We start from the raw sequence: 25,947 nt of genomic DNA, 5'->3' as shown, positions 1-25,947 counted from the left end.
CCGCGCCACGGCACCGTTCCCGGGCCTACACCCGTGACTCGATGTCCACATCGGACCTCAGTTGTCCACGGCACATTTTCCGGCCGATCGGGAAACACAACGTGTGGCTCGTACGTTTAACGGGTAGCTGCAGGACGCAGCCGGCACACGATTTCGGGGAGTAAACCGTGAACGCACACAGCCCGACCGCTCCGACCCAGAACCCGCAGCCGTCGCTGCCCCGCGTCGACGAGCCGGACGCCGCACAGCGCCGCCGGGCCGTGCGCGCTATCGCATCCGCGGCACGGGACGCCGAGGATTGCGCCCTGCTCCTCGACGCTCTCGGTTTGGATCCCGAGGAAGGGCGGACCGCACTGCCGTCACAACGCGACCAGTGACACGCGCATGCAGCCGTGAGACGGCCGCACGGACACTGACGTGCAGACGGTCACCCAACGCCGGGGCAACCATGCTGCGCCGGCCCGGACGCCGACACACGTAGCACCCGACACGTAGCAGCGACACGCCGTGTCGACCCGAGTAGCCGAACCGAACAGCCGCGCCGAGCAGCTGACTCACTCCAGGGTCAGCCTGCGTACCGCGTTACTCCGGACTCACCCAAGGGCCGACCCGTGTGCCGAAGCACGGGATCGAACCGAGCCGTCCAGTGCGGCTGTCTCCGCCGAGACGCCTTCAGCTCCGCCGGGACACCGTCAGCCGGTTCCTTGCTTGACGGATCCGTGTCCGGCGGGGTTCCTGCCTGACAGGGTTCTTGCCTAACGGGGTCGTTACCTGACAGGTCCCTGTTTGACGGTTCCCTGTCTTACGGGCCTTGTCCGACGCCCGGCTGTTGTCCTGCACGGGCCCTTACGACGCGCGTAGCAGCTGTCCCTGTGGGATGTCCGCACCAAGCGCAGACGGGTCCACCTGCGCAAGCAGGTGCAGGTGCGCGGCACATCCACAACCGCCTTCCACCGCCTCGCAGTCGATGACCAGCGAGTGCCGATCAGCCCCGAAGCTGAGGCAGGCCATGTCCGTGCACTCGATGAACCCGGACACGTGTTCCACCAGCGTTCCGTGGCAGTGGTCGATGCCGGCTTCGCAGCTCGAACAGGTCATGAATCCTTAGTACCACCGCCGATCCGCGCATCCGGGGACGGACACGCCCGCATGTGACGGTGGCCCGCCGAACCACCCACGGCGATGTGCCGACCTGCCGGATCGGACGGCACGCGGGAGAATCGCACCCCTCCGACAGCCGGGGCGCTGCGACGTGTCAGGCGGATTTGCGGGTCGACCGGCTCGAGCCGCCACCTCGCGCCTTCTCCGTTCGCGAGGTGGCGCCATCCGGCCCGGCGTCTTTGCGACTCGATCCGGCCCCACCCGAGGATCTGCCACCCGCGGACTTGCTCCCCGAGGTTTTGCCGCCCGAGGACTTGCTTCCCGACGACGCGGTCGACGAGCCCTCTGCATCCGACTTCGCCGTCCTCGACGACTTCCCGTTCGAGGATTTTGTCTCCGTGGAGCGGCTCCGCGAAGCTGCGGAGCCCGTCGTTTTCGTGCCGGTCGTTTTCGTGCCGGCCGATTTGGTCCCGCCGGCCTGTGCACCGGCCGTCTTGGAGCCTGTGGACCGGGTCCGCGATGACTTGCCGGAGCGTGCCGAACCAGCGCTCTCGTCGGAGCTTGAGCCCGCGTCTCCGACCTCTTGGTCGCCCGACGGGGTGTCGTCGGACTGTTTCGACGAGGTCTTCGCCGCGTCCGCGCCGCCACCCGGGGACGCGTGTCCGTCCGAGCCTGCGTCCCGCGCCTCCTTCGCAGCCGTCACACTCGCCTGCAGCGCCGACATCAAGTCGGTGGCCTCGGGCTCCGATGCCACCGCAGGTGGGTGCTCGGTCTCCTTGCCGTCGATCTTCGACTGGATCAGGTTCAGCAACGCCTCGCGGTAGCTGTCCCGATACTTGCCGGGCTCGAAGACACTGTCGGAGAGCGAGTCGATGAGCGAGCTCGCCATCGACATCTCCTGCGATCGAACCTCCGGCGGGTCCTCCCGCAGAAACGGGAAATCGGCCTCGCGCACCTCGTCGGGCCACAACATCGTCGTCAGCACCATGACGTCCGAGACCACCCGCAACACCGCCAGCGATTCGCGCTGCCGGATGGCCACCTTCGTGATGGCGACCTGACCGGATTTGTGCAGTGCATCGCGCAACAGCACGTACGGCTTGGCCGCGGCCTTCTGCGGCTCGAGGTAGTAACTCTTGTCGTAATAGATCGGATCGATCGCTTCGAGCGGAACGAACTCCTGTACATCGATCGATCGCGAGGTCGAGATCGGCAGCTCGGACAGTTCCTTGTCGGTCAGCACGACCATGCCGCCGTCCGAGAGTTCGTAGCCCTTGGCGATATCGGCGTACGGCACTTCCTCGCCGTCCACCGTGCACACACGTTTGTACTGAATGCGCCCACCGTCGGCCTCGTGCACCTGGCGCAGCGACACGTTCTTGCTTTCCGTCGCCGCGTACAAGTGGATCGGAATCGTCACGAGCCCGAAGGACACCGCACCCTTCCACATGACGCGCATACCGAGAACGGTACGCGTTTTCGCAGTTCATCGACACCGCTCACCGCCTGACCCTGCGGTCCACAGCCTGCCGCCGGACGTGCTCGACCTCCGAATGGACGCCATCGACCTGCGCCACGAGATCCGGGTGACGGTCACGCAGATGGGCCGCGGCCGAGACCATCGGAGCGATCAACAGCACCGGATCGTCCTGGCCGAGTGTTCGCGACACCACGTCCACGTACGGCCTCGCTTCGTCACCCACATCGTCGAGCGAGCCGACCAGTGCCGCTAGTTTGCGAACCACCTCGGAGTTGTCCTGAGCCCACGCTCGAACCGCCCGGAGTCCGGCTCGCCGGTCACGCTCGGCCTGCACTCGCCCGTCGGCCGTCAGCCCGATCTCGTGTTCGGGCTTGCGCAGCCGCAGGTACCGCCGTTCCGCCGCCTGCCTGCTCGCGACGCCCAACACGGGGGCGAGGTCGGCCCAGCTCACCCCCAGTCGACGCGCAGCGCCGATCAGGAGTGGCTCCCAATCGGTGAGCTCCTCCCGCAGCTCGCGCACAGCCGCGAGTGCGGTCACGAGGTCATCCGCACTCGCCACGTCGTCGTCGACGGCTCGTTCGACCGTCTCACGCAATCCCTCATAGCGATCCACGCCGTCAACGTAACGACGACATCTATTACTTGTCAACGTGACGACGACAGTGGTATCAAGGATTGCAAGCAATCAGGACGGCTGCCGCGCCACTCACAGGCTGCCGAACGGACCACCACACCCGGCACGTCCCGGCGCGACGGGTCGCCCGGATCGGGGTTGACTCGCAGGGCTGGATCGGAACTAAAGTTCCTTGTGACGGTAGGAAAGTTTCGTGGTCCGGAATAGAGAACCTCAGTTCGGTGTCCGCGGTTCCCGCCGCTCGACGTGGTACCCGACCACCGGAAACCCACGGCGTGCCGGCAGACCGGGGAGCCGAGACGTACTCCGCCCCGAGACCGGCCGGCCAGGCCGATGTCTGAATGCACGGTTCGGATCCCACCGCACGATTGCGGAAGGAGAGCGACGATGCTCGACCGCACAGCCCACGAGGCACTGGTCGCGGCCGTCGGCCCGGAGAACGTCATCTCCGATCCGGTACAGCTGCGCAGTTATGAATGCGATGGCCTGACGGGTTTTCGACAGGTCCCGTCGCTCGTCGTGCTCCCGCACACCACCGAGGACGTCGCGCAGGCCGTGCGCGCCTGCCACCGGCACGGCGTCCCGTTCGTCGCCCGCGGAGCGGGTACCGGACTGTCGGGCGGTGCGATGCCCGTCGCCGACGGTGTCGTGATTTCACTGCAACGAATGCGTGAAATCGTGGACATCGACCCTGTCGACCGGCGAGCTGTGTTGCAGCCGGGGGTCACGAACCTCGACATCACGAAGGCGGCGGCCGCGCACGGGCTTTACTACGCCCCCGACCCGTCGAGCCAGCAGGTTTGCACGATCGGTGGCAACGTCGCGGAGAACTCCGGGGGCGCGCACTGTCTCAAATACGGCTTCACCACGAATCATGTGCTGTCCATGACCGTCGTTCTTCCCGACGGGGAGATCGTGACGCTCGGCGGTGACACCGGAGAACAACTCGGCCCCGATCTACGGGGAGTGGTCATCGGCTCAGAGGGGACGCTCGGCATCGCGTGTGACATCACGGTGCGCCTGCTCCGAACACCGGAAACGGTCCGAACTCTCCTCGCTGACTTCCCGTCGGTGACCGCAGCGGGCGACGTCGTCAGCGACCTGATCGCCGCCGGTATCGTCCCAGCAGCCGTCGAGATGATGGACAACCTGGCGATCCAGGCCGCGGAGAAGGCGGTCGGTGCGGGGTACACGCTGACGACGCCTGCAGCGCTCGTCGTCGAGCTCGACGGACCCGAGTCCGAGTGCGAGACACAGTTCGACGAGGTCCGCGCGATCTGTGACCGTCACGGCTGTACACGACTTCACATCGCCGAGACGGCGGCGGAGCGGGCCAGGATCTGGAAGGGCCGCAAAGCGGCCTTCGCCGCGGTGGGGCGGATAAGCCCCGATTACATCGTGCAGGACGGGGTCGTCCCGCGGACGCAGCTCGCCGAGGTGCTCAGCCGGATCGAGGGCATGGGCCGTAACGCGGGGCTGCGCGTGGCGAACGTCTTCCACGCGGGCGACGGCAATCTGCATCCGCTGGTGTTGTTCGACGAGGACGCGGGCGAGCTGGAACGCGCCGAAGAACTCTCCACCGACATCGCAGAGCTGTGCGTGGAGCTCGGCGGGTCACTGTCCGGCGAGCACGGCATCGGCACCGACAAGGCCTGCTCGATGCCGCGCATGTTCGGCGAGGCCGACCTTTCCACGATGGACAGGGTGCGGGCGGCGTTCGACCCACGGCACCTGTGCAACCCGGGCAAGCTGCTGCCCACACCGAGACTGTGCGGGGAACAGCCGGGCCGATACCGGCCGCACCCGCTGGAAGAGGCCGGGGTGATCGAGCGTCTATGACCGCCACGATTCTGACACCGACGGACCTGCGCTCGGCGTGCGAAGCGTTCACCGAGTCCCGGGGAACGATACGTATCCAGGGGGCCGGCACGGCCGCTACGTGGGCCGGCACAGCCGGCACAGCCGACGTCGTCGTCGACACGACGGGGCTCGCCGGGATCCGTTCCTACAACCCGGCCGACATGACCGTCTCCGTCGGCGCAGGCACACCACTGGCACAACTGCAGGACGAGGTCTCCCGGAACGGCCAGCGTGTCGCGTTCGACGCCGCTCGAGTACGCCGGGGGGCGACCGTCGCCGGCCTGATCGCGACCGCCGACTCCGGCCCGCTGGCCCTGGGCTACGGGTCCATGCGTGACCTGGTCATCGGAGCGACCGTGGTGTTGGCGGACGGCACCCCCGCGAGGACGGGCGGACACGTCATCAAGAACGTCGCGGGCTACGACTTGGCGAAGCTCATGCACGGTTCGTACGGAGCGTACGGCCTGATGACCGAAGTCGTGTTGCGATTGCATCCTGCTCCGGAGGTACAGCGCACCGTGGCGCTGGACTGCACACTGTCCGAGGCATCAGGTCACACGCGGTCGTTGCTGGCCGAGGCGCACGAACCGGTATCAGTCGAGTGGGCGGACGGCACACTGCTCATCCGCATCGAAGGCACTGCCGACGGCACCGCCGCGAGAACGCGGGCGCTCGCCGAACTGACCGGTGGCCGAGCGCTGTCGGACGACGAGGCGGCGGAGTCGTGGCAGCGGCATGTTCGCCTGGTCGACGACGCGACGGTGCGGATCGGCTGCAGGCCGAGTCGATTGCCTGGTGTCCTTGGCCGGTTCCATACCCAGGCGGTGGCCGGGCTGGCCACCGGTGTCGCGACGCTCTCCGTACCTGCAGCACAGGTCGGAGACGTCCACGAGGTCGTCACGGAAGCAGGCGGAACCTCCGTGACGCGGGGCGCGACGGAGGGGCAGGTACCGGCGTGGGGGCAGCAGCCGTCCGCATTACGTGTTCTTCAGGCGGTCAAGCACGAACTCGACCCGGCCTTCCGTCTGGACTCCGGCCGTTTCGGAACGTGGCTCGAACCGGCCGCGGTCGCTTCGGCCGGCACCGGGACAAGAGATACGAGCACCGGCGCAGCTCCGTCGGTCGCGGCGTCGCGGGCCGAACCGCGGGAACGCGGCACGTCCGGCGGCGAGAAGGTGCGCGGGGCGGCAGAACCGAACGGCCCCACGTTGGGGACTGCTTCCCGTACGCGGAAACCAACCAGCCCCGGCGGGACGGGATCTGCCGGAACGGAACAGGAGGACTCGTGACGGACTCGAGTTTCGACGCGACCAACCCGCCGTCGCGTGAACTGCTGAACGACTGTGTCCACTGTGGATTCTGCCTGCCGACCTGCCCCACGTACCAGCTGTGGGGCGAGGAGATGGACTCGCCGCGTGGGCGGATCTACCTGATGGATCTCGCCGAACGCGGCGAGATCGAACTCGAGGGCGCGTTCACCGAACACATCGATGCCTGCCTCGGATGCATGGCGTGCGTGACGTCGTGCCCGTCCGGCGTGCAGTACGACCGCCTCCTCGAGGCGACGCGGCCACAGGTCGAGCGAAACGTACCGCGTGCCCGATCGGACCGTTGGTTTCGGAGCGGGATCTTCGCGTTGTTCCCCTACCGGCGCCGCCTGCGCGCCGCGGCCGTCGGCGGTGCGCTCTACCAGAAACTGCGTTTGCCGGCACTCGCCGCGCGCATACTGCCGCCGCGACTGCGGGCCGCACAGGCGTTGATGCCGCAGGTACGACTGCGGTCGGCATTCGCGAGTCTGCCGCGTCGAGTGAGACCGGCAGGTGCGCCCCGCAAACGCGTGGCGTTGCTGTCGGGGTGTGTGCAGGACGTGTTCTTCCACGAGGTGAACACCGCGACCCAGCGTGTGCTCGCCGCCGAAGGCTGCGAGGTACTGACCCCACGCGCTCAGGGATGCTGTGGCGCCCTCGGCCTGCACGCCGGACGCGAGACGCATGCCCGCGAACGTGCGAAGCAGACCATCGCGACGTTCGAGAAGCTACCGGTGGACAACATCGTCGTGAACGTGGCGGGCTGCGGATCCTCGTTGAAGGAGTACGGCCACCTTCTCGCAGATGATCCGCAGTGGAGTGAGCGGGCGACGGCTTTCAGCGCAAAGGTCCGGGATGTCACGGAGCTGCTCGCCGAACTCGAGCCGCAGGCCGAGCGGCACCGGATCGACGCGAAGGTGGCGTACCACGACGCGTGTCATCTCGGCCATGCACAGGGAATCCGGGAACAGCCGCGGTCGGTGCTGCGGACCATCCCCGGCGTGGACCTGGTCGATCTGCCCGATGCCGAACTGTGCTGTGGCTCTGCCGGGATCTACAACATGGTCAACCCCGAGCCGGCCGCGGAACTCGGTGAGCGTAAGGCCCGGAATGTGCGAGCGGTGGCTCCCGAACTGCTGGTCACGGCCAACCCGGGTTGTCTGCTCCAGCTGCGACGCTTCCTGGACGACGTGCCGATGTTGCATCCGGTGCAGCTGCTCGACGCATCCATCCAGGGTCGCCGGCCGACGGAGGCGCCTATGGCCGAGTGATCACCGCACGATTCAGGACGTCGCCGAATGGGCCAGGTCGTACTGGTGCATGACGTGTTCGACGAGCGTGATCAGCACATCCCTCGCCGACGCGCGGTCGCGGGCGTCACACAGCATGAGCGGCACAGTGGGTGCGATGTCGAGGGCGTCGCGCACCTCGTTGGCGGTGTAGCGGTGGGCGTCGTCGAAGCAGTTGACACCCACGATGAACGGCACGCTGCGACGCTCGAAGAAGTCGACCGCCGGAAAGCACGCCTCGAGACGCCGGGGGTCGGCCAGTACGACGGCACCGATCGCACCTTCGGCCAGCTCGTTCCACATGAACCAGAACCGGTCCTGCCCCGGCGTGCCGAACAGGTACAGGATCAGCTCGGGGCTGATCGTGATGCGGCCGAAATCCAGCGCCACGGTGGTGCTGACCTTCGACTCGACACCGGTCAAGTCGTCGGTACCCGCGGATGCCTCGGTGATCGCCTCTTCGGTGCGCAGCGGCGGTACTTCGCTGACGGAACCGACCAGAGTCGTCTTACCGACGCCGAAGCCACCGGCGATCAGTAGTTTCGCGGCCGTGGTCTCTCCACTGCCGGGTTCGGGTTGTCCGGGTGTCATGGAAATCCGCCTGCGTACGTTTCGTGTTCGGATCCGCTCGAGCGTCCTCGCGGTAGTGGCACATGTTCGCAGGCGATCCAACCACGCGGGCAGCGACCTGCCGTCCGCGAGGGTCCGTCACGTCCGAGGTGCCGCGCTCAGTACCGCACCGACCCGTTTCACCATCATGTTCATGGAGTAGGCCACCATGCCCATATCCGCATCGGCCGACGTCAGCAGGGCGAGACACGCCCCGCTGCCCGCTGCCGTCACGAACAGGAACGCGTGGTCCATCTCCACGAGTGTCTGCCGCACGCCACCGCCACCGAACTGGCGACCGGTGCCCTTCGCGAGGCTCTGGAACGCCGACGCGACCGCCGACAGGTGCTCGGCCTCCTCCGCGGCCATGTTGCCGGAGTTGCCCATCAACAGTCCGTCCGCCGACAACACCACCGCCCTGTCGGCGCCGGCGACCTGCTGTACCAGGTCGTCGAGCAACCAGCCGAGCTCACTTCCCCTGCTTGTCATCGTGGTCCTTCCCCGCTTGCGAAAAGGCCGGTGCCTTCCCGCTTCCCCTGGTCCTGCCGCGCACGTTGCGTGCCACGCTGGAATCCGGCGAACCTGTTCCTCGCCGCGTCGGCGTGCGCCCCTCGGTCCTCCGTCCCCGATGTCGACGGTTCCGGCGCAGCCTGTGGCGCCTCCCGCAACTGCGGGGCGAGGTTCTCCTGCTTACGTCTCCGCGGCAACGTCGGTTTCGACTGTGTCCCGGCGGCGCCTCCCCCGGATCCGGCGACTCCGGCAGGCCCGGCGCCCTCCCCCGCGCTCACGGCCCCCGGCACAGGCGGCACGGCGGCTTGCTCACCGGAATGGTGCAGCGGGTTCCGCGGCCTCGGAGGCATGCCGCCGCCCGACGCACCAGCCGGCGACTGCGGCTGTCCCGATTCCGACGAACCGGGTGGCGTTGTCGACGGCCCGGGTATCGAAAGCCCCGGTGTCGACAACCCCGGTGTCGACACGTCGGGTGCCGACGACCGCCCGCCTGTCCGTTCAACCGGCGACTGCCCGTCCGGTGGTTGCTGCGACGGCGACTGTGAGCCGGCCGGCGATTCGGGCCGCCTGCGGCGCGGCAGTTCCCGCCCGGACTGCCCGGTCTGGCCGTGAGGTGCCGCCCCGGTGCCGCCGTCCGGGGACTCGACACCGGAAGTTTCGTCGCGCAGGAAGCGGTCCTGCACCGAAGGCGCCCGCCCCGGTTCGTCCACGGGACGTGTCACGCCGGTGGACGGCCACGATTCGGAACGCTGATCCGCCCACGGCCGTTGGCGCGAAGCACGGCGAGGTTGCGGCTGCTGCCCGCCCGCATGCCGTTCCGATTGCGGCGACTCCGCCTGCTGCCCGCCCGGCGACTTCGACTCGGGTCGCTGCTGCGGAGACGGCGACTCGTGCCGCTGCCGCGATGTAGGCTGCGGCAACCCGTGCGGTTGCGCTGCGGACTGTTGCGATGCGGACTGCCGCATTCCGGGCTGCTGCAACCCGCGCGGCTGCGGCGACCGCGGGTCGGGCCCCGGCTGCGGGTCCTGGTCCCCGTCTCGCTCCGACTGGTCGGTGTCCGGCCACGCCTGCACCTGGCCGTCCGGTCCCGATGTCTGCGACGTGCCCTCACCTGCAGTGTTCGACTGCTGCCTGTCCGGCTCCTGCTGAGTGCCCGGCTGAGTTCCCGGCCCGTGCTGGTCCGACGTGTCCGTGGCGCGGAACCACCCGGCTCCCGGCGCCTCGACCTTCGGCTGCGATCCGGACAGGATCGCGCTCACCGATGCCGCGGTGGCGAATCCGGGGCCCGAGCCGGCAGCGTCTCCGGTCTCGTCATTCCCCGACCGGCCGCCGCCCTGCGCACCGGCGGTCCTGGAATCGTGGGTCGCAGCACCTGACGGCGCAGTGTCAGCAGTGCCCGACTGCCCCGGGCCGCCCGCAGGACCAGCCGACGCAGTGCCCGCAGCAGCGGGTGGCTCCGCGGTCGGCCAGCCGACGGCCGCACCGGACCCCGTGTCGGGGCCGGACTCGCTGCGGGGGCGGCCGTCGCGGCGGTCGTGTTCCGGCCATGTGCCGAGCAGTTCAGGATCCAGCCGCACGACGGCGCGAGTACCACCGTGAATCGCCTCCCGCAGCCGCACCTGGATGCCGTGCCGCGCGGCCAGTCGTGCCACGACGAACAGGCCGAGCCGCGGTTCGTCGGACAGCGCCATGAAGCTGAAGTCAGGCGGTTCGGCCAACAACGCATTCAGCCGTTCGACGTCCTCCTCCTCGATGCCGAGGCCCTGGTCCTCGACCTCGAGGACCACTCCCTTCGCCTCGGCCGCGTCGCCACGCACCACGACGCGCGAATCGGGCGGCGAGAACGCCGTCGCGTTGTCCAGCAGTTCGGCCAGCAGATGCACGACGTCACCGACTGCCGGGCCGATCACCGCGACGTCCGGCAGTACCGCCACGTCGACGCGCCGGTACTGCTCGATCTCGGCGTTCGCACCACGCACCAGATCGGCGATCGACACGGGATTGCGCCACCGCCTGCCCGGTTGCTGTCCGCCGAGGATGATCAGGTTCTCGGCGTTGCGGCGGGCCCGGGTGGCGAAGTGGTCGACCCGGAACAGCATCTCCAGCTGCTCCGGATCGTCGAGGTGCTGCTCGACGTCGTCGATCGCCTTCAGCTGGCGATGCACGAGTACCTGGCTGCGGTGGGCGATGTTGAGGAACACCGTCTTGGTGCCCTCGCGCACCCGCGACTCCTCGATGGCAGCGGCGACCGCGGTGCGCTGTGCCTTGCTGAACGCATCGGCGACCTGGCCGATCTCGTCCTCGCCGTGGTCGGCCGATTCGAGTTCGACGACGTCGACGTTCTCACCCTCCCGCACGCGGCCGACGAGGTCGGGCAGCCGGTTGTCTGCCAGGTCGAGTGTCTCCTCGCGGAGCCGGACGAGCCTCCGGACCAGCCATTGCGCGAGCCGCCACGCGAAGAAGATCAGCAACGACCCGACGACGAGTGACGCGCCGCCGGCGACGAGGGCACCGACGAGCGTGCGGTCGGCGCGATCGATGCCCTCGTTCGTGGCGTGCGTGCTCTGCTCGATGTACAGCGACATCAACGCACCGCCGACCTCGTTCGCCGCCTCGTGCCAGCGCTCCGGCGACACCGGAACCTGCTGGGTGCCACCTTCGAGGAACGCGTTCTCGACCCGGGTCACGACCCGCCACGCGTCACTGCCGACGAGCTGTTCGTACTGGGCGCGCACCTCCGGGGTCATCGACGCCCGGGCGAGCTGGGCACGGTAGGCGCCGACCTGGCCCGCGTACGTGCGGAATTCCTCGTCGGTCAGCCCGCCTACGACGTGCCCTGCGGCGGCGAGCGCATCGGCGCGTGCCATGCCGTCGGCGGCGGTGAACAGGGGCATCGACTGGACCCGCAGGTACGCGGTCTCGGCATCGGGAGTCAGCCTGGCCACTCCGGTGAGCCCCGCCGCGACCGTGTCGATGATCCGGTTGTAGAGGTCGTAGGCGTCCTGCAAGGTGGGGCCGTTCGGACCGCCACCGCCGTCGACCCGGCCTCGGAACTGCTGGAGTTCACCGAGCTGGCCTCGCAGACGTTCGATGACACCGCGGATCTCGTCGGACGCGCCGTCGACCATGCCGTCGACGTCGTTCATGAGATTCCTGGTCGCGGCGTCGGTCGCGGCGCGCTGTTCGGCGAGTTCTCGCTGCGAGGGCGAGCCGGCGAGAGCTTCGAGCGTGAGTCTCCGCTCGGCACGAATCGCACCGAAGAAGTCGACACCAGGCTCGGCCGCCTCGTGCACCCGGACGACGAAGTCTCGGCCCTTGACGGCGTCGTAGATCAGGTAGCCGGACACGACGACGCCGACCACCAGCAATGCCACGCTGGGTATCAGCGCGGCGGCGAGCACACGCCCGCGGAGTGAACGCCTGGAAGGCTTGGTGACCACGCCTCGAGGCCCTTTCATCGACGCCGGATGACTGCGCAGGGCCCCCGACCCCGTCGAGCTGACTACACGTCGGGCCGGGTCGCCAACTGCCACGGGCGGCCCGACCACGCTGCGCGGAGGTTATGCAGCGCAACCTGGAGAGTCAACGCTGATGACGCGACGGATGTGAAGACTCTCGGCATACGCGAAGCGAACGAGCTGCGTTTTCAACCCTGGGACCCGCGGCGACGTAGTAACTCGACGTGATCAAGGTCATGACCCATCCGGTGGACGACGAAGGTCGTATCCAACTCGGCAGTAACCCTCACGGACGCCCCAGCGATACGCATACCGGACGCCGTTTTCCGCCCGAACCCGCCCCTAGGAGGTGAGCGATGCTCAGGCGCGCCTTGAGCGACCTCCGATCCCAGCAGCCGCCCGCCGAGCGGGTGCTGTTCGTGTTGCTCTCCGCCGCGTTCGCGGTGACCGCGGCACTGCAATTCTTCCTCGCCGACGCGATGTCCGTCTGGTGGCCGATCGTGCTGGCGGCGGCACTCACCGTCGCAGCACTTCTCTGTCTCTACGTCGCACTCCGCGACACCGGCGACTGACCGCGACCGGCCACCGGCCGCGCACGACCGCGCACGACCGCACTCGGCCGCGCGGAGGCGACCGCGAACCGACACACCCAGCCCGCCGAGTCCGCGAAGCCGCCGAGCGCGCGAAGCCGTCGAATGCGCCGAAGCCCGGCCGGAACGCGCCGAACCGGGAGCAGGGGTCCCACGAATCACGGCCATCGGCGAGGCAGCATCAGCCTGCCGCGAGCATGCATTTTCGGACCTGTCGGCGGGAAGACCCCGGGGACAGCACATGCGGAGCGCCCGAACCGGCTCACGCGCATCGATGTCGGCTCGCGGGTGTTGACGTGCTTCGGCGACGTCCTCACCATTGCGTCATAGGCAACTGAGTTCGCTATACGCAACATCACCTCGGTGAAGATCGCCGCGGGTCGTAAGGGGTCACCGGGCACGTCTCCTGCGTCCACACCGATACGCCCGCGCCGATACGCCCGCACCGCTGCGCCATACGTTCGTCGCGCCGAGAGAAGGTGGCCGATGAGGATCCTCGTCGCCGACGCGTTCCCGGAGGAGTACCGGGCCGAACTCGCCGCACACGGACATCACTGCAGCTACGAACCCGACACCACGGCCGACGAGCTGGCCACGAGCCTCGCCGGCCACGACGCGCTCGTCGTGCGCAGCACCGCGGTCACCGCGGAGGCCATCGAGGCCGCCGACTCGCTGCGCCTGGTGATCCGTGCCGGCTCCGGCACCAACACGATCGACCGCGACGCCGCGGGCCGTCACGGCGTCTACGTCTGCAACGTTCCTGGCCGCAACGCGATCGCGGTCGCCGAGCTGACCATGGGATTGCTGCTCGCACTGGATCGCAACATTCCCGACAACGTGGCCGACCTGCGCGCCGACCGCTGGGACAAGAAGCGCTACGCCCGGGCACGGGGAATCCACGGCCGCAAGGTGGGTGTCGTCGGGCTCGGCCGGATCGGGCTCACGTTCGCCGAGCGCGCGGCATCGTTCGGCGCCGGGGTCCACGCGGTCGCCAAACCGGACCGCGACGAACGCACGCTGGAGCGGGCGCACGCCCTCGGCACCGTCTTCGTCGACTCGCTGGACGAGCTGGCCCGCACCTGCGACGTGCTGTCGTTCCATGTGCCGGCCACGGCCGACACCCGCATGCTGCTCGACCGGCACCTGCTCGCGCAGCTGCCTCCGGGCGCGATCGTGCTGAACACGTCACGCGGCGACATCGTCGACGAGGACGCGCTGATCGAAGCGATGGAGAACAACGGGGTGCGGGCGGGGCTCGACGTCTACGCCGACGAACCGAGCTCCGGCACGGGCACCGTCGACTCCCGGCTCGCCAAGCACCCGAACGTCTACGGGACGCACCACATCGGCGCCTCCACCGAACAGGCCCAGCACGCGGTCGCCGCCGAGGTGGTGCGGATCGTCACCGCCTTCACCACAGCCGAGCCGTCGGAGGCCCCGCCGCACTGCGTCAACGTGGACGCTGTCACGCGGGCCACCGCACTCGCCTACCCCACCTCAACGGGCTCGGGTGGGCGGCCATGAACGCGCCGCAGCCGCTGCCCGCCCACGAGCTGGCCACGCGGCACACGGACGATCGGGGCGCGGGTGTCACGACCCGGCCGCCGCGCGTGCTGGTGGTGAATCCGTCCCGCGCCGCCCAGCTGCCGGAACCCGCCACCGCCGCGCACCTGCCCGAGCTGGTGGAGGGCGGCGTGCTGCGCCGCATCCCCGACCCCGCTGTACTCGTCTACCGGGTGACCAGCGGCGGGCATGAGCAGACCGGCGTCGTCGTCGAGGTCGCGGTCGACGACTACCGCGCAGGCCGGATCCGGCGGCACGAGGCCACCGACCACGACCGGGAACGCCGGCTCGCCGAGTTCACCGAGCGCGCCGGGGTCGAACAGCTGCCCGTCACGCTCGCCTATCAACAGCGGCCGGTGCTGCGTGAGCTGACCGCGCGCGTCGCCTCGGGCGAACCCGACGTGAGCGTCACCCGCGAGTGCGAGGAACACGCGGTGTGGATCACGCACGACACGGAGATCGTGCGTGCCGTGCACGACGAGCTGGCCGCCCTCGCCGTGCTCTACATCGCGGACGGGCACCACCGGATGGCGGCCGCGGAGCACTGTGCCGCCGCGCCCGGCTCGTTCACACTCGCTGCGCTGTTCCCGAGCGATCAACTGCGCATCCTCGGCTATCCCCGGTGCGTCCCGCGCCCGGCGGGTCTCCCTGCGCCGGTCCTGCTCGACCGGCTGGCGGGCCAACCCGTGGTGGCAGGCATCGAAGAACTCTCGGCCTCGGACGAGATCCGGCCCGGCCAGGGGACGGTGTCGATGTATCTGGACGGACGTTGGTACCGCCTGTGGCTGCGTCAGCCGAGCGACGCCTCGCCGCGACCGGCCACGATCCACCCGCTATCCACAGTGGACACGGTCTTGCTCGACGAAGCGATCATCGCGCCCGTACTGCCCACCGGGCATGCCGGACACACGCCGCTGCCCGGCCGCACCACGACGGCGACCATCGCGAACTGGTGCTACGAGCACCACGCCGTCGGGTTCCTGCCGAGTCCGCCACGGTTCGACCAGGTCATGGCGGTCTCCGACGCCGGACACGTGATGCCTCCGAAATCCACCTGGTTCGATCCGAAGGTCTGCCACGGCCTGTTCCTGCGGCCGTCGGCAGCCGGCCGGTGACCCACCCGGTGGCCGTCAGCCCTCGGCGAGCAGCGGTTCGAGTTCGAGCTCAGGGTTGGCACGAAGGAGGATGCGCAGCGACATCTCGTCCTCGAACACGGCGAGCTCGGTGCCGTCGGCGCGGTCGAGGACCTCGCTGCGCCTGCCCGCGTCGACGATGCTCCGCTGCGACGAGTCGCCCAGCTTCCGCACGGCGCTGTAAGGCAGGCGGTCCAGTTTCACCGGTGCGTTGAACTCGTGCTCCATCCGGTGGGTCGCGACCTCGAACTGCATCGGGCCGACGGCAGCGAGCACCGGGGCGCCCTCGCCTCGCAGATCGGAGGTCAGCAGCTGCACCACGCCCTCGGCACCGAGCTGGTCGATGCCCTTACGGAACTGTTTCGCCTTGCTCAGATCCGACGGGGTGGCGACGGCGAAGTGCGCGGGCGCGAACTGCGGCAGCCCGGGGAACCGCACCGCGGGCTTTCCGGAGTACAGCGTGTCGCCGACCCGCAGCGCCGTGGCGTTGACGAGGCCGATGACGTCTCCCGGATAAGCGGTGTCCACTGTGGATCGTTTCTGCCCGAACACCTGCTGTACGTACTTCGTCGCGAACGGACGTTTCGTCGTGGCGTTCGTGACTACCATGCCGCGTTCGAACACGCCCGAGCACACGCGGGCGAACGCCACCTGGTCGCGATGGGCGGGGTCCATGCCCGTCTGCACCTTGAACACGAACGCGGAGAACTCGCCGTCCAGCGGCCGCGGCGCACCGTCGGCGTCCTCCCGCGGAACGGGCCGCGGCGCGAGGTCCACGACGAGGTCGAGCAGGTGGCGCACGCCGAAGTTCAGCACGGCGGCGCCGAACAGCACCGGCGTGGCGGTCGCGTCGCGGAACCGCTCCTCGTCGAATTCGCCACCGGATTCGAGCAGCAGGTCGTACTCCTCGCGCGCGGTCGTCCAGTCCTCGCCGACCTCGGCCTCGGCCTCGTCGGGCGACAGGTTTTCCTCGGGTGCGGCCTTCGCACCGCCCGCGGTCCGCGCGTAGCGGACGAACTGCCCGGTGGGCACGTCCAGCACGCCCTGGAAATGTCCCGGCGAGCCGACGGGCCAGGTGAGCGGCATGGGCTGCAGGTCGATCCGCTCGACCAGCTCGTCGCACAGTTCGAGCGCTTCCCTGCCGGGCCGGTCCCACTTGTTGATGAACGTCAGCACCGGGATGCCGCGATGCCGGCACACGTCGAACAGCTTCAGCGTCTGCGGTTCGAGCCCCTTGGCCGCGTCCAGCAGCATCACAGCCGAGTCGACGGCCGACAGGACGCGATAGGTGTCCTCGGAGAAGTCCGCGTGACCAGGCGTGTCGAGCAGGTTGATGACACAGTCGCGGTACTCGAACTGCAGCGCAGCGGACGTGATCGAGATGCCGCGCGCCTGCTCCATCGACATCCAGTCCGACACGACGCCCTGCCTGCCGCCCTTGCCGTGCACGGAGCCTGCCTCGGAGATCACGCGTGCGTGCAGCGCGAGCGCCTCCGTCAGCGTCGACTTACCTGCGTCGGGGTGGCTGATGACGGCGAACGACCGCCTGCGCTGCGCCTCGTGAAGGGGAGCGGCGTCGTGAGGTGTGGACACAGTCCTCCAGACTACTCACGCGAACACCCACCGTCCGACGCACGGGTGACCGCGCGCGTGCGTCGTCGCGTTCGTCGCGTGTTCACCCTCCCCAAGTTATCGAGAACATGTTCTACTTGCGGGCATGCGCCATGGGATCGTCATGTTCACCAGCGACCGCAGCATCGCGCCCGCCACGGCGGCCCGCCACGCCGAGGAGGCCGGGTTCACCTCGTTCTGCGTGCCCGAACACACGCACATCCCGGTGCGCCGCGACGCCGCACACCCGCGCACCGGCGATTCCTCCCTGCCGGACGACCGCTACGTGCGCACGCTCGACCCCTGGGTCGCGCTGTCGACGGCCGCCGCTGTGACGAGCCGCATCCGGCTGGGCACCGCAGTCGCCCTGCCCGCCGAACACGACCCCCTCGCGCTGGCGAAGACGGTCGCCTCGCTCGACCACCTCGCGGGCGGGCGCGTGACACTCGGAGTCGGGTTCGGCTGGAACACCGACGAGCTCGCCGACCACGGCGTACCACCGGGCAAACGGCGCACCGTGCTCCGCGAGTACATCGAGGCGATGCGCACCCTGTGGACCGCCGACGAGGCCGCCTACGACGGCGGGTTCGTGTCCTTCGGGCCGAGCTGGGCCTGGCCGAAACCCGTCGGCGCCGTGCCGGTCGTCGTCGGCGCGGCGGGCACGGCGAAGACGTTCGACTGGATCGCCCGCACCGGCGACGGCTGGATGACCACGCCCGGGGAGGACGGCCTCGCCGACAAGATCGACGCCCTCCACCACGCGTGGCGAGAGGCGGGCCGCGTCGGCAGGCCCGAGGTGGTCGCGCTGGCGGGCAAGCCGAACATCGAACAGCTCGACGAATGGGCCGCGGCCGGTGTCACCGAGACGCTGTTCGGCCTGCCCGACCGCACCGAACCGGAGATCGCGGAGTACCTGCACCGCCTCTCCGGCACCCTCGCCGGCCGGTAGGCCGCGGCGTCAGGGCGCGAGATCGATCTTCGGGAGGCTGGACAGTTCGGCGGCCGGCATATCGCCGACGGCAGCGCGCAGGAGTTCCTGCTGCTCGCTCATCCGCGCGTCGACGAGCTTGCCGAGTTCGTAGGCGAGCGCACCGGTCTGGCGCACCGTGACCTCGTCGGGCGCTGGCCGTGGTGCCGATGTCACCGCAACGCCGCCCGCACGGCCGGTGTCATCCTGCGCGGCGCCGACCCCGCACTGTTCCCGTCGCGCGGACACATAGTGGTCGCGCAGTCGCAGCAGCAGCTCGTGCCACTCGGTGACCTCGCCCTGCAGCGACGTCTCCGCCACGTCCGAGGCCGCCAGCCGCGGCTCCCCCTCGAAACAGCGCGCGTACGCCAGCACGGCGGTCGTCCACAGCGCCTCCGCCGTGAGCTCGTCCGGCTCGGTGGCGCCGCCCGCCAGCCGTTCGCAACATTCGAGCACGGTCTGCACGTCACCGAGCAGCTCCGCCAGTCCTGCGAGTTCGCGCGAGGCCGGAGTGTCGAGCGCACGGACGGTGTCGGGAACGGTCATCGTCAAGCCCTTCGTCGGATCTGCCTCGGAGACGTTGACGCCCGCCCGCGGGCGGGCGTCATCGGTTCTTGCCGCCGCGCCCGGTACCCGCGGTGACGATGCCGTAGTCGTGGATCTTGCGGTAGATCGTGGCGCGCGACATGCCCAGCGACTTGGCCGCTTTGCTCTTGTTGCCGTCGGCGTCGCGGAGGCCGCGGACGATGGCGTCACGCTCGATCGACTCGAGGTGTGTGAGCGCCCGCCGCGTCACGGCGTGGTAGGCCGCCGGCAGGTCGCCCGGGCGGATCTCCCCAGTGCGCCTGCGATGCGACACGACGTCCCGCAGCACGCCGTAGAGCTCGCTGACGTTGCCGGGCCACGTCGTACGCATCAGCAGTTTCATGGCGGCGGGCGAACAGGTGAGCCCGCCGCGGCTGAGCTTGCCGAGCAGGAACGGCACGAGCTGGTCGAGATCCTCGATGCGGTAACGCAGTGGCGGGACGTGCACCGTGCGCGGCAGCAGTTCCAGCAGGTCGGCGAGCTGTCCGGTGTCGGCGCCGGAGTCGAGCGTCACCGCCACCCACGGCACGCACGGCCCCGCGGTGTCTCGCAGCTCGGCCAACGTCGCCGTGAGCGCGGTCGCCGACGCTGCGTCTAGCCGGTCGACGTGCCGGATGACCAGCGCGGACGCCGGGTGCGCGAACACCGACCGCACGACGTCGAGCCACCCGGGCCTGCCCGCGTCGGCCGCCGGATCGACGTCCAACGTGCGCAACTGTTCGCCGGGCCGCCTGCGCTGCTGCACGCATTCGGCCAGCGTCGCCTTCCCCGTGCCGGGTTCGCCGACCAGGGCGAGCCACTCCCCGGCGTCGAACCCGGCATCGACCTCGTGGCAGCAGCGCAGCCACACCGGAGCCGATCCGACGGTGCCGGGCAGGAACATCGGCATCCTGGCGGCCGATGTTCCGGTGTCCTCGTCGGGCTCGACCAGTTCGACGTGCAGCACCGCCGCGCCCCGGCCCGACAGCGGACGGCAATGCACCCTGACCGGGCTGCCGCTCGGTAGCAGCAGGCTCGTGCTGCTGCGCTGGCCGGCGTCGACGAGTTCACGCATCTGGCCGACGAGCATCGCCTGGTCGCCCGCGCCCAGCAGGGTGCGCGCGTAGTCGTTCATCATCACGTTGTCGTCGTCGACGGCCAGCACGATGCCGCCGGTGCGCCTGCACGCCTGCAGATACGCCTGGAACAGTTCGAGTTCGCGCGGGCTCGTCGTCGCGAGCAGCGCCTGCCGCACCTGGTCGGCCGCACTGCGGGCGAGCGCGATGAGCAACCCGCTCGCGTCGCGGCTCCAGCACGTCAGGTCGACGGCGCCGATCGTCTTGCCCGACAGCGGATGCTGGATCGGCACGCCCGCGCAGGCCAGCCCTTCGAGGTGCTCGGCGTAGTGCTCGTGGCCGAACACCCGTCGCGGGGTGCCGTCCTCGAGGGCGGTGCCGATGCCGTTGGTGCCGACGAACTCTTCACCGTAACTGAATCCCGGCACCAGGTGCACGCCCTCGAGGTGCCGGTGCAGGTCACTGTCGCCGGTGTACTGGCTGAGCACGATGCCGGTCGGATCGGTGAGGATCAGGCTCACGGGTTGGCCGTCGAGCTGGTCGGCCAGTTGGTTCAGCAATGGGCGTGCGCCCTCGACCCAGACCGCGTCGAGGTTCTCCTCGCCGACGTACGGCACCTCGATGCGGTCGGCTGACACGTCTGCGCGGCGCGATCGCTGCCACGAGTTGAGGATCGGCGTCCGCACCTCGCCGGACGAGACCGGCTCCGATGTCAGGAACCGGGTGCGCGCGTCGGCGAGCGCCCGCTCACCCGCACCGGCAACTCCGGCGTCGGCTGCAGCGCGCAGCGGCACCGGCTCCCGCGACGACGTCATCGGTTCGATCAGGGGCAACGCCGCGCCGACGAACTCGCCGTCGGCTCCGGTCGGCGACACCCGCAGTAGTGGCTCCTCGACCATCGGTGCCTCCACGATCGCTCCATTGCGACCTTCCAGGGCGACGTGCCCCGGCTCCCCGGACCACGTGCCCGCCTCCTCACGGTAGGTCCCACGCCACACCCGTGCTGTCTCAAATTGAGACCCCCCGGAGCCTCGCGCGGGCGTGTCATGGGCCCATGACCGAGGAGACCTACAGCCCGTGGACCGTTGTCAACGTGGTCTTCTCCCACCTCGCCGAACAGGGCCTTCATCCCGAACTCGGCGAGGCGGGCGATCCCGGTGCGCCCGCGGCCGAACTGTTAAGCGCACTGGGAATCACTCCATCTGCTCAGGGCGATTCCAGAATCGGCCGGGAAACGGAACGCGAACTCGCCGAGCTTCGCGCAGCGCTGCTCGACGCCCCCGAGGACCTGGGCCGCGGCGACGCGTCCACCGAGTGAGGGAACGCCGTCGGCGGCACCGCTCCGGCCGCCAGCACGGCGAGCGACACCGATTGCGGCGGCACCGGCAATAAATGGGACGTTGGTACCGGAAATTGTTGTGCCGTGTCACCCATAACGGCTGCCGCGCCGATTTCCGCAATGTGCTGCGTGTTCGATCCGCACCGTTTCGCGAACCCGCCACCGACCGCACGTCTCAAATTGAGACCGCACGGCCCGCCCGCCCGTTCTGTAATGGGAGTCACAGCCGACAGTCTCTGCCGCGTCGGCCCCTCCCACCCGGACGGGAAGGGCCGGGGACAGCCGGCTGCCGACGCACCATTCCCCCTACCGCCGCCGCAAGCGACGGGAAGGAGTGACCATGACTCGCCAGAGTGTGGCGAAAGCACACGAGAAGATTCAGGAGCTGTCGTGGGAACCGGCCTACCACGAGCCGGTCTCGCAGTACGGCACCGACTACACGTTCTCGAAGGCGAAGAAGAAGGACCCGCTCAAGCAGGTCCTGCGCTCGTACTTCCCCATGGAGGAGGAAAAGGACCACCGCGTCTACGGAGCACAGGACGGCGCGATTCGCGGCAACATGTTCCGCCAGGTCCAGCAGCGATGGATGGAATGGCAGAAGCTGTTCCTGTCGATCATTCCGCTTCCGGAGATCTCGGCCGCGCGTGCCATGCCGTTGCTGTTCCGCACGGTGCCGAATCCGGAGCTGCACAACGGCCAGGCGATCCAGATGATCGACGAGGTCAGGCACTCGACGATCCAGCAGAACCTCAAGCGCCTGTACATGAACAACTACATCGACCCCGCCGGTTTCAACTCGAGCCTGCGGAACTTCCAGAACGACTACGCCGGCACGATCGGCAGGCAGTTCGCGGAAGGCTTCATCACCGGTGACGCGATCACCGCGGCCAGCGTCTATCTGACCATCGTCGCGGAGACGGCCTTCACGAACACGCTGTTCGTGGCCATGCCCGGCGAGGCGGCGGCCAACGGCGACTACCTGCTGCCGACGGTGTTCCACTCGGTGCAGTCGGACGAGTCACGCCACATCAGTAACGGCTACGCCACGCTGCTTATGGCGCTGTCCGACGAGAGCAACCACCAGCTCCTCGAACGCGACCTGCGGTACGCATGGTGGAACAACCACTGCGTGGTCGACGCCGCGATCGGCACGTTCATCGAGTACGGCACGAAGGACCGCCGCAAGGACCGCGAGAGCTACGCAGAGATGTGGCGGCGGTGGATCTACGACGACTACTACCGCAGCTACCTCGTCCCGCTCGAGAAGTACGGCCTGACGATCCCCCACGACCTGGTCGAGGAGTCGTGGAACCGCATCTGGAACAAGGGGTACGTGCACGAGGTCGCCCAGTTCTTCGCCACCGGATGGATCGCCAACTACTGGCGTATCGACCCGATGACGGACGAGGACTTCGAGTGGTTCGAGCACAAGTACCCGGGCTGGTACGACAAGTACGGCGCCTGGTGGGAGAACTACAACCGCCTCTCGGTGCCGAACGGGCACAAGCCCATCGCCTTCGAGGACGTCGACTACGTCTATCCGCACCGCTGCTGGACCTGCATGGTGCCCTGCCTCATCCGGCAGGACATGGTGATGGACGAAGTGGACGGACAGTGGCGGACGTACTGCTCCGAGGGCTGCCATTGGACCGACGCGGTCGCGTTCCGGAGCACCTACGAGGGCAGGCAGACGCCGAACATGGGCAAGCTCACCGGAGCCCGGGAATGGGAGACTCTGTACCACAACTGGAACTTCGCCGACATCGTCAAGGACATGGGTTACGTCCGAGACGACGGCGAGACGCTGGTGGCACAGCCGCATCTCGACCTCGATCCGAAGAAGATGTGGACGCTCGACCATCTCCGCCGGTGCCCACCCTTCCCGAGTCCGAACGTCAGCCTCAACGAGATGACCGATGCCGAGCGGCAGGCCTTCCACGCCGACTACGTCCGGCAGGGCCCGGGCGGCAGGCCGGCGCCCGCCGAGTGAGGCGCTCGCGCGCCGGGGTGTGAGGGGGCCGCGCGGGGCGGGTATCGCCTGGCGCGGGCCACACCTTCGCGCCAGGCCCGCCCCGCTCCGGCACCGGCATCGCCGGCTCGCGCGAGTCCACGACGAAGGTGAGGTGAGCATGACCGAGAAACACCGGGTGCGGTTCGAACCCGTCGGCATCGAGATCGAGGTCGACGAGGATCAGACGATCCTGCGTGCAGCCGCCGAGCAGGGCGTGATGCTCATGCACGGCTGCAAGGAGGGCCAGTGCGGGTCGTGCAAGTCGTTCATCCTGGACGGCGACGACATCGACCACGACCGGTACTCGACGTTCGCGCTGCCGGATTACGAGGCCGAGGAGGGGTACACGCTCCTGTGCCGGGCGCACGCCTACGAGGATCTGACCGTCGAGCTGCTCAACTACGACGAGGAGATGATCCGCTCGGGGCTGCCGATCCAGTCCGCGACGGTCGACGTGGTGTCGAACGACAACGTCACCCATGACATGCGCAGGCTCGTCGTACGGCTGATCGAACCGGAAGAGCTGCGGTTCTTCCCTGGCCAGTACGTCGACTTCGCCGTACCCGGTACCGACGAGACCCGTTCGTTCTCGATGGCGAACACGTCGACGACCGACGGCACGCTCGAGTTCGTGATCAAGGTGTACCCGGGCGGGCTGTTCTCGGAGTACCTCGACACCAAGGTGCAACCCGGCGACCGGCTGGAGATCACCGGGCCGTTCGGGGTCTTCACCCTGCGGGACGCACCGGCGGCGCCGCTGCTGTTCGTGGGCGGCGGGGCGGGCATGGCACCGATCCTGTCGCTGCTGCGGTCGATGGCCGAGCGTGGCATCGACCGGCCCGCGACGTTCTACTACGGCGCGCGGACCGAACGGGACCTGTGTTTCGAGGACGAGCTCCGCGAACTCGAGACCCGCCTGCCGCGATTCCGGTATGTGCCCGCGCTGTCGGACTCTGCCGGCGGCGAGTGGACCGGCGCCGCCGGGTTGATCACCGACGTGGTGCGTACCGCCGAGGCGGATCTGTCCGGTGTGGACGCCTACGTGTGCGGGCCGCCGCCGATGGTGGAGGCGGCGGTCGAGCTGCTTCCCGCGCTCGGCGTCGACGAGAAACGGGTCTTCTACGACAAGTTCACGACCACCGGCGACGACGGGTGACCAGCGGGCGCGCAGCCCACGCCACCGGCGCCGACGAGACGAAGGAACCGTGATGACGGCTACCCAGGAACCAGTCCCGACACAGACCGAGCGCAGCGTGCCGAAACCGGTGTTCACCGACGCCGAGGCGGGTGCACGCGAGTTCCCGGATTCGAACCTGCGCCGGTTCAACTACTTCATCCCGCGTAAGCGCAAGCAGAGCCACTACGAGGACGTCACCGTCGAGGTGCAGCCCGATCCACGCCACTACCTGTCGCAGGGCTGGCTGTACGGATTCGCCGACGGCAAGGGCGGATATCCACTCGAATGGACCGTGCTCAAGGCGTGGGGCAGCGACCGGCCGGAACCCAAGCGCTATCCGGGATCGGGCGGCCAGGGCTACGAGTGGCCCGCCCACGGCTGGCACGAGTTCCGCGATCCCAACGAGGAGTGGGAACAGAGCATCTATCGCAACAACTCCAACGTGGTGCGCCAACTCAACCAGAACGTCGACGCCGCGAGGCAGAGCAAGGCGTTCGAACAGTGGAACCCGAACTGGGTGGCGTTCGTGGCACAGCACGTCGGGGCGTGGATGCACGTCGACCACGGGCTCGGGCTGTATCTGTTCGCCAACGCCAACCGCAGGGGCCCGACCAACATGCACAACACGGCGATCGCGGTGAACAGCATGCACCGGATCCGCTCGGCGCAGGACCTGGCGCTGTACAACCTGACGCTGTCGGAGGAGATCGCCGAGTTCGACGGCGGTGCCCACCTGCGCACCTGGCAGGAGGACCCAGCCTGGCAGGGCGTCCGCGGTGTCGCGGAGCAGCTGACGTCCACGTGGGACTGGGCGGAGGCGGTGTTCGCCGCCAACGTCGTGTTCGAACCGCTGGTCGGCGAGCTGTTCCGCAGCAACCTCGTGCAGCAGGCCGCACCCGGTAACGGCGACTTCGTCACGCCGACGCTCATCGGAGCCGCCGAGTACGACTACGCGGAACGCGATCTGCGCTACACCAAGGCACTGTTCCAGCCGCTGGTCACCGACAAGGAGTTCGCCGACCACAACACGGCGGCGATGCAGTCGTGGCTCGAGACGTGGGTGCCGCGGTGCCTGGCGGCCGCGCGCACGCTGCAGCCGCTGTGGTCGCAGCCCGACGCGAAACCGCCCCGATTCGAGGACGCACTCGACCGAGCCAAGAGCCGGTTCGGCGGAATCCTGGCCGACCTCGGCCTGCGCAACCCGAAGGAGCTGAACCAGTGACCACCACGAGCGCCGGCACGCCGACACCCAGTTTCGAGTCGAACAACACCGCCTCCGGTATGTGCGGCTACACGCTGATGAACAACCAGGTGGGCGAGGTCATCGCGGAGGTGATGCGCACCAAGGAGAACGTCACCGTCACCCCGCTGCCCTCGATGATCCGGATCGATGCCGAGCGCCGCGTCGACGTCATCTACTCCGAGATCGACGAGGCCGCTGGTGAGGAGGACGGCTGGTTCGACCAGGCCGAGTTCGAGGAGAGCATGTCGACCCACTACGGGCGCATGATCCACCTCGACGACCGGACGATCCTGTTCGCCAACCCCGAGGACGCCGCCGAATACCTGGACTTCGACCTCCTGCCGGTGCGGTAACGCCGGCGAGAGAACCGGAGGCGGCGGCCCGGGCGCCCGCGCGGGCCGCCGTCTCCGCCACCGCGACACAGC

Annotated in this window: 21 protein-coding genes and 1 pseudogene; 13 read left to right on the top strand and 9 right to left on the bottom strand. The window is 68.8% G+C overall.

What is annotated here, in order from left to right:
• Positions 1 to 167: 167 nt before the first annotated feature.
• On the top strand, positions 168 to 377 hold the full coding sequence (locus tag LY12_RS18075) for a hypothetical protein (RefSeq protein WP_253858248.1): 210 nt from the start codon (positions 168 to 170) through the stop codon (positions 375 to 377).
• Between the two features lie 469 nt (positions 378 to 846).
• On the opposite strand, the gene LY12_RS18070 is transcribed toward LY12_RS18075, so the two are convergent.
• From LY12_RS18070 to LY12_RS18060, 3 genes and pseudogenes are all read right to left on the bottom strand, one after another.
• Positions 847 to 1,098 carry a hypothetical protein gene (locus tag LY12_RS18070; protein WP_253858247.1) on the bottom strand — a complete coding sequence of 84 codons (252 nt, stop codon included), beginning with the start codon at positions 1,096 to 1,098 and terminating at the stop codon, positions 847 to 849.
• A 681-nt stretch (positions 1,099 to 1,779) separates the two neighbouring features.
• Positions 1,780 to 2,560, bottom strand: a pseudogene (ku, locus tag LY12_RS18065) (non-homologous end joining protein Ku); the annotation flags it as partial.
• Positions 2,561 to 2,600: 40 nt separating this feature from the next.
• Positions 2,601 to 3,194 carry an HSP18 transcriptional regulator gene (locus tag LY12_RS18060; RefSeq protein WP_253858246.1) on the bottom strand — a complete coding sequence of 198 codons (594 nt, stop codon included), beginning with the start codon at positions 3,192 to 3,194 and terminating at the stop codon, positions 2,601 to 2,603.
• 408 nt (positions 3,195 to 3,602) lie between these two features.
• On the opposite strand from LY12_RS18060, the gene LY12_RS18055 reads away from it, so the two are divergent.
• The 3 genes from LY12_RS18055 to LY12_RS18045 are packed head-to-tail and all read left to right on the top strand — an operon-like array spanning position 3,603 to position 7,653.
• Positions 3,603 to 5,054, top strand: a complete 1,452-nt coding sequence (locus LY12_RS18055; protein WP_253858244.1) for an FAD-binding oxidoreductase — start codon at positions 3,603 to 3,605, stop codon at positions 5,052 to 5,054.
• Entirely contained in the window at positions 5,051 to 6,364 is a 1,314-nt protein-coding gene (locus LY12_RS18050; RefSeq protein WP_308292139.1) for an FAD-binding oxidoreductase, read from the top strand. Before LY12_RS18055 ends, LY12_RS18050 begins: the two co-directional genes overlap by 4 nt.
• The gene (locus tag LY12_RS18045; protein WP_253858242.1) at positions 6,361 to 7,653 is read left to right on the top strand and encodes a (Fe-S)-binding protein; all 1,293 of its coding nucleotides are present in this window, start codon (positions 6,361 to 6,363) and stop codon (positions 7,651 to 7,653) included. Before LY12_RS18050 ends, LY12_RS18045 begins: the two co-directional genes overlap by 4 nt.
• Positions 7,654 to 7,665: 12 nt before the next feature.
• Here the strand turns inward: LY12_RS18045 and LY12_RS18040 are convergent, their stop codons facing one another.
• The 3 genes from LY12_RS18040 to LY12_RS18030 form a co-directional block, all read right to left on the bottom strand.
• On the bottom strand, positions 7,666 to 8,262 hold the full coding sequence (locus LY12_RS18040) for a GTP-binding protein (RefSeq protein ID WP_253858240.1): 597 nt from the start codon (positions 8,260 to 8,262) through the stop codon (positions 7,666 to 7,668).
• A gap of 117 nt (positions 8,263 to 8,379) precedes the next feature.
• Complete coding sequence (locus tag LY12_RS18035) at positions 8,380 to 8,769, bottom strand: roadblock/LC7 domain-containing protein (RefSeq protein WP_253858239.1); 390 nt, start codon at positions 8,767 to 8,769, stop codon at positions 8,380 to 8,382.
• Positions 8,766 to 12,164, bottom strand: a complete 3,399-nt coding sequence (locus tag LY12_RS18030; RefSeq protein ID WP_253858237.1) for a nitrate- and nitrite sensing domain-containing protein — start codon at positions 12,162 to 12,164, stop codon at positions 8,766 to 8,768. The genes LY12_RS18035 and LY12_RS18030 overlap by 4 nt, the downstream gene beginning before the upstream one ends.
• 440 nt (positions 12,165 to 12,604) lie before the next feature.
• On the opposite strand from LY12_RS18030, the gene LY12_RS18025 reads away from it, so the two are divergent.
• The 3 genes from LY12_RS18025 (at position 12,605) to LY12_RS18015 (ending at position 15,516) form a co-directional block, all read left to right on the top strand.
• Positions 12,605 to 12,820 (top strand): hypothetical protein, encoded by a 216-nt coding sequence (locus tag LY12_RS18025; RefSeq protein ID WP_253858235.1) that lies wholly within the window; start codon positions 12,605 to 12,607, stop codon positions 12,818 to 12,820.
• A 504-nt stretch (positions 12,821 to 13,324) separates the two neighbouring features.
• Entirely contained in the window at positions 13,325 to 14,362 is a 1,038-nt protein-coding gene (locus LY12_RS18020) for an NAD(P)-dependent oxidoreductase (RefSeq protein WP_253858234.1), read from the top strand.
• A complete protein-coding gene (locus LY12_RS18015) occupies positions 14,359 to 15,516 on the top strand; it encodes a DUF1015 family protein (RefSeq protein ID WP_253858232.1) in 1,158 nt (385 codons plus the stop codon). Before LY12_RS18020 ends, LY12_RS18015 begins: the two co-directional genes overlap by 4 nt.
• A 15-nt stretch (positions 15,517 to 15,531) precedes the next feature.
• Here the strand turns inward: LY12_RS18015 and LY12_RS18010 are convergent, their stop codons facing one another.
• Positions 15,532 to 17,127 carry a peptide chain release factor 3 gene (locus LY12_RS18010; RefSeq protein WP_253858230.1) on the bottom strand — a complete coding sequence of 532 codons (1,596 nt, stop codon included), beginning with the start codon at positions 17,125 to 17,127 and terminating at the stop codon, positions 15,532 to 15,534.
• A gap of 124 nt (positions 17,128 to 17,251) precedes the next feature.
• On the opposite strand from LY12_RS18010, the gene LY12_RS18005 reads away from it, so the two are divergent.
• On the top strand, positions 17,252 to 18,094 hold the full coding sequence (locus LY12_RS18005; RefSeq protein ID WP_253858228.1) for a TIGR03619 family F420-dependent LLM class oxidoreductase: 843 nt from the start codon (positions 17,252 to 17,254) through the stop codon (positions 18,092 to 18,094).
• Positions 18,095 to 18,103: 9 nt separating this feature from the next.
• On the opposite strand, the gene LY12_RS18000 is transcribed toward LY12_RS18005, so the two are convergent.
• The gene (locus LY12_RS18000) at positions 18,104 to 18,658 is read right to left on the bottom strand and encodes a hypothetical protein (RefSeq protein WP_253858226.1); all 555 of its coding nucleotides are present in this window, start codon (positions 18,656 to 18,658) and stop codon (positions 18,104 to 18,106) included.
• A 58-nt stretch (positions 18,659 to 18,716) separates the two neighbouring features.
• Positions 18,717 to 20,567 carry a sigma-54-dependent Fis family transcriptional regulator gene (locus LY12_RS17995; protein WP_253858892.1) on the bottom strand — a complete coding sequence of 617 codons (1,851 nt, stop codon included), beginning with the start codon at positions 20,565 to 20,567 and terminating at the stop codon, positions 18,717 to 18,719.
• A gap of 239 nt (positions 20,568 to 20,806) precedes the next feature.
• Between LY12_RS17995 and LY12_RS17990 the strand changes: the two genes are divergently transcribed.
• The 5 genes from LY12_RS17990 (at position 20,807) to mimD (ending at position 25,875) form a co-directional block, all read left to right on the top strand.
• Positions 20,807 to 21,070 (top strand): hypothetical protein, encoded by a 264-nt coding sequence (locus LY12_RS17990; RefSeq protein WP_253858224.1) that lies wholly within the window; start codon positions 20,807 to 20,809, stop codon positions 21,068 to 21,070.
• 361 nt (positions 21,071 to 21,431) lie between these two features.
• Positions 21,432 to 23,081: a ferritin family protein gene (locus LY12_RS17985; protein WP_253858222.1), complete on the top strand. Its 1,650-nt coding sequence runs from the start codon at positions 21,432 to 21,434 to the stop codon at positions 23,079 to 23,081.
• 139 nt (positions 23,082 to 23,220) lie between these two features.
• Positions 23,221 to 24,258 carry an NADH:ubiquinone reductase (Na(+)-transporting) subunit F gene (locus tag LY12_RS17980; protein ID WP_253858220.1) on the top strand — a complete coding sequence of 346 codons (1,038 nt, stop codon included), beginning with the start codon at positions 23,221 to 23,223 and terminating at the stop codon, positions 24,256 to 24,258.
• Positions 24,259 to 24,310: 52 nt separating this feature from the next.
• Positions 24,311 to 25,501 (top strand): ferritin family protein, encoded by a 1,191-nt coding sequence (locus LY12_RS17975; RefSeq protein ID WP_253858219.1) that lies wholly within the window; start codon positions 24,311 to 24,313, stop codon positions 25,499 to 25,501.
• Positions 25,498 to 25,875 carry a propane 2-monooxygenase effector subunit MimD gene (mimD, locus tag LY12_RS17970; protein ID WP_372493552.1) on the top strand — a complete coding sequence of 126 codons (378 nt, stop codon included), beginning with the start codon at positions 25,498 to 25,500 and terminating at the stop codon, positions 25,873 to 25,875. Before LY12_RS17975 ends, mimD begins: the two co-directional genes overlap by 4 nt.
• Positions 25,876 to 25,947: the final 72 nt, after the last annotated feature.

Origin of the sequence: Prauserella alba, from assembly GCF_024171735.1 — a bacterium.
Taxonomy (GTDB): Bacteria; Actinomycetota; Actinomycetes; order Mycobacteriales; family Pseudonocardiaceae; genus Prauserella; species Prauserella alba.
This window is presented reverse-complemented; position numbering and strand designations above follow the sequence as displayed.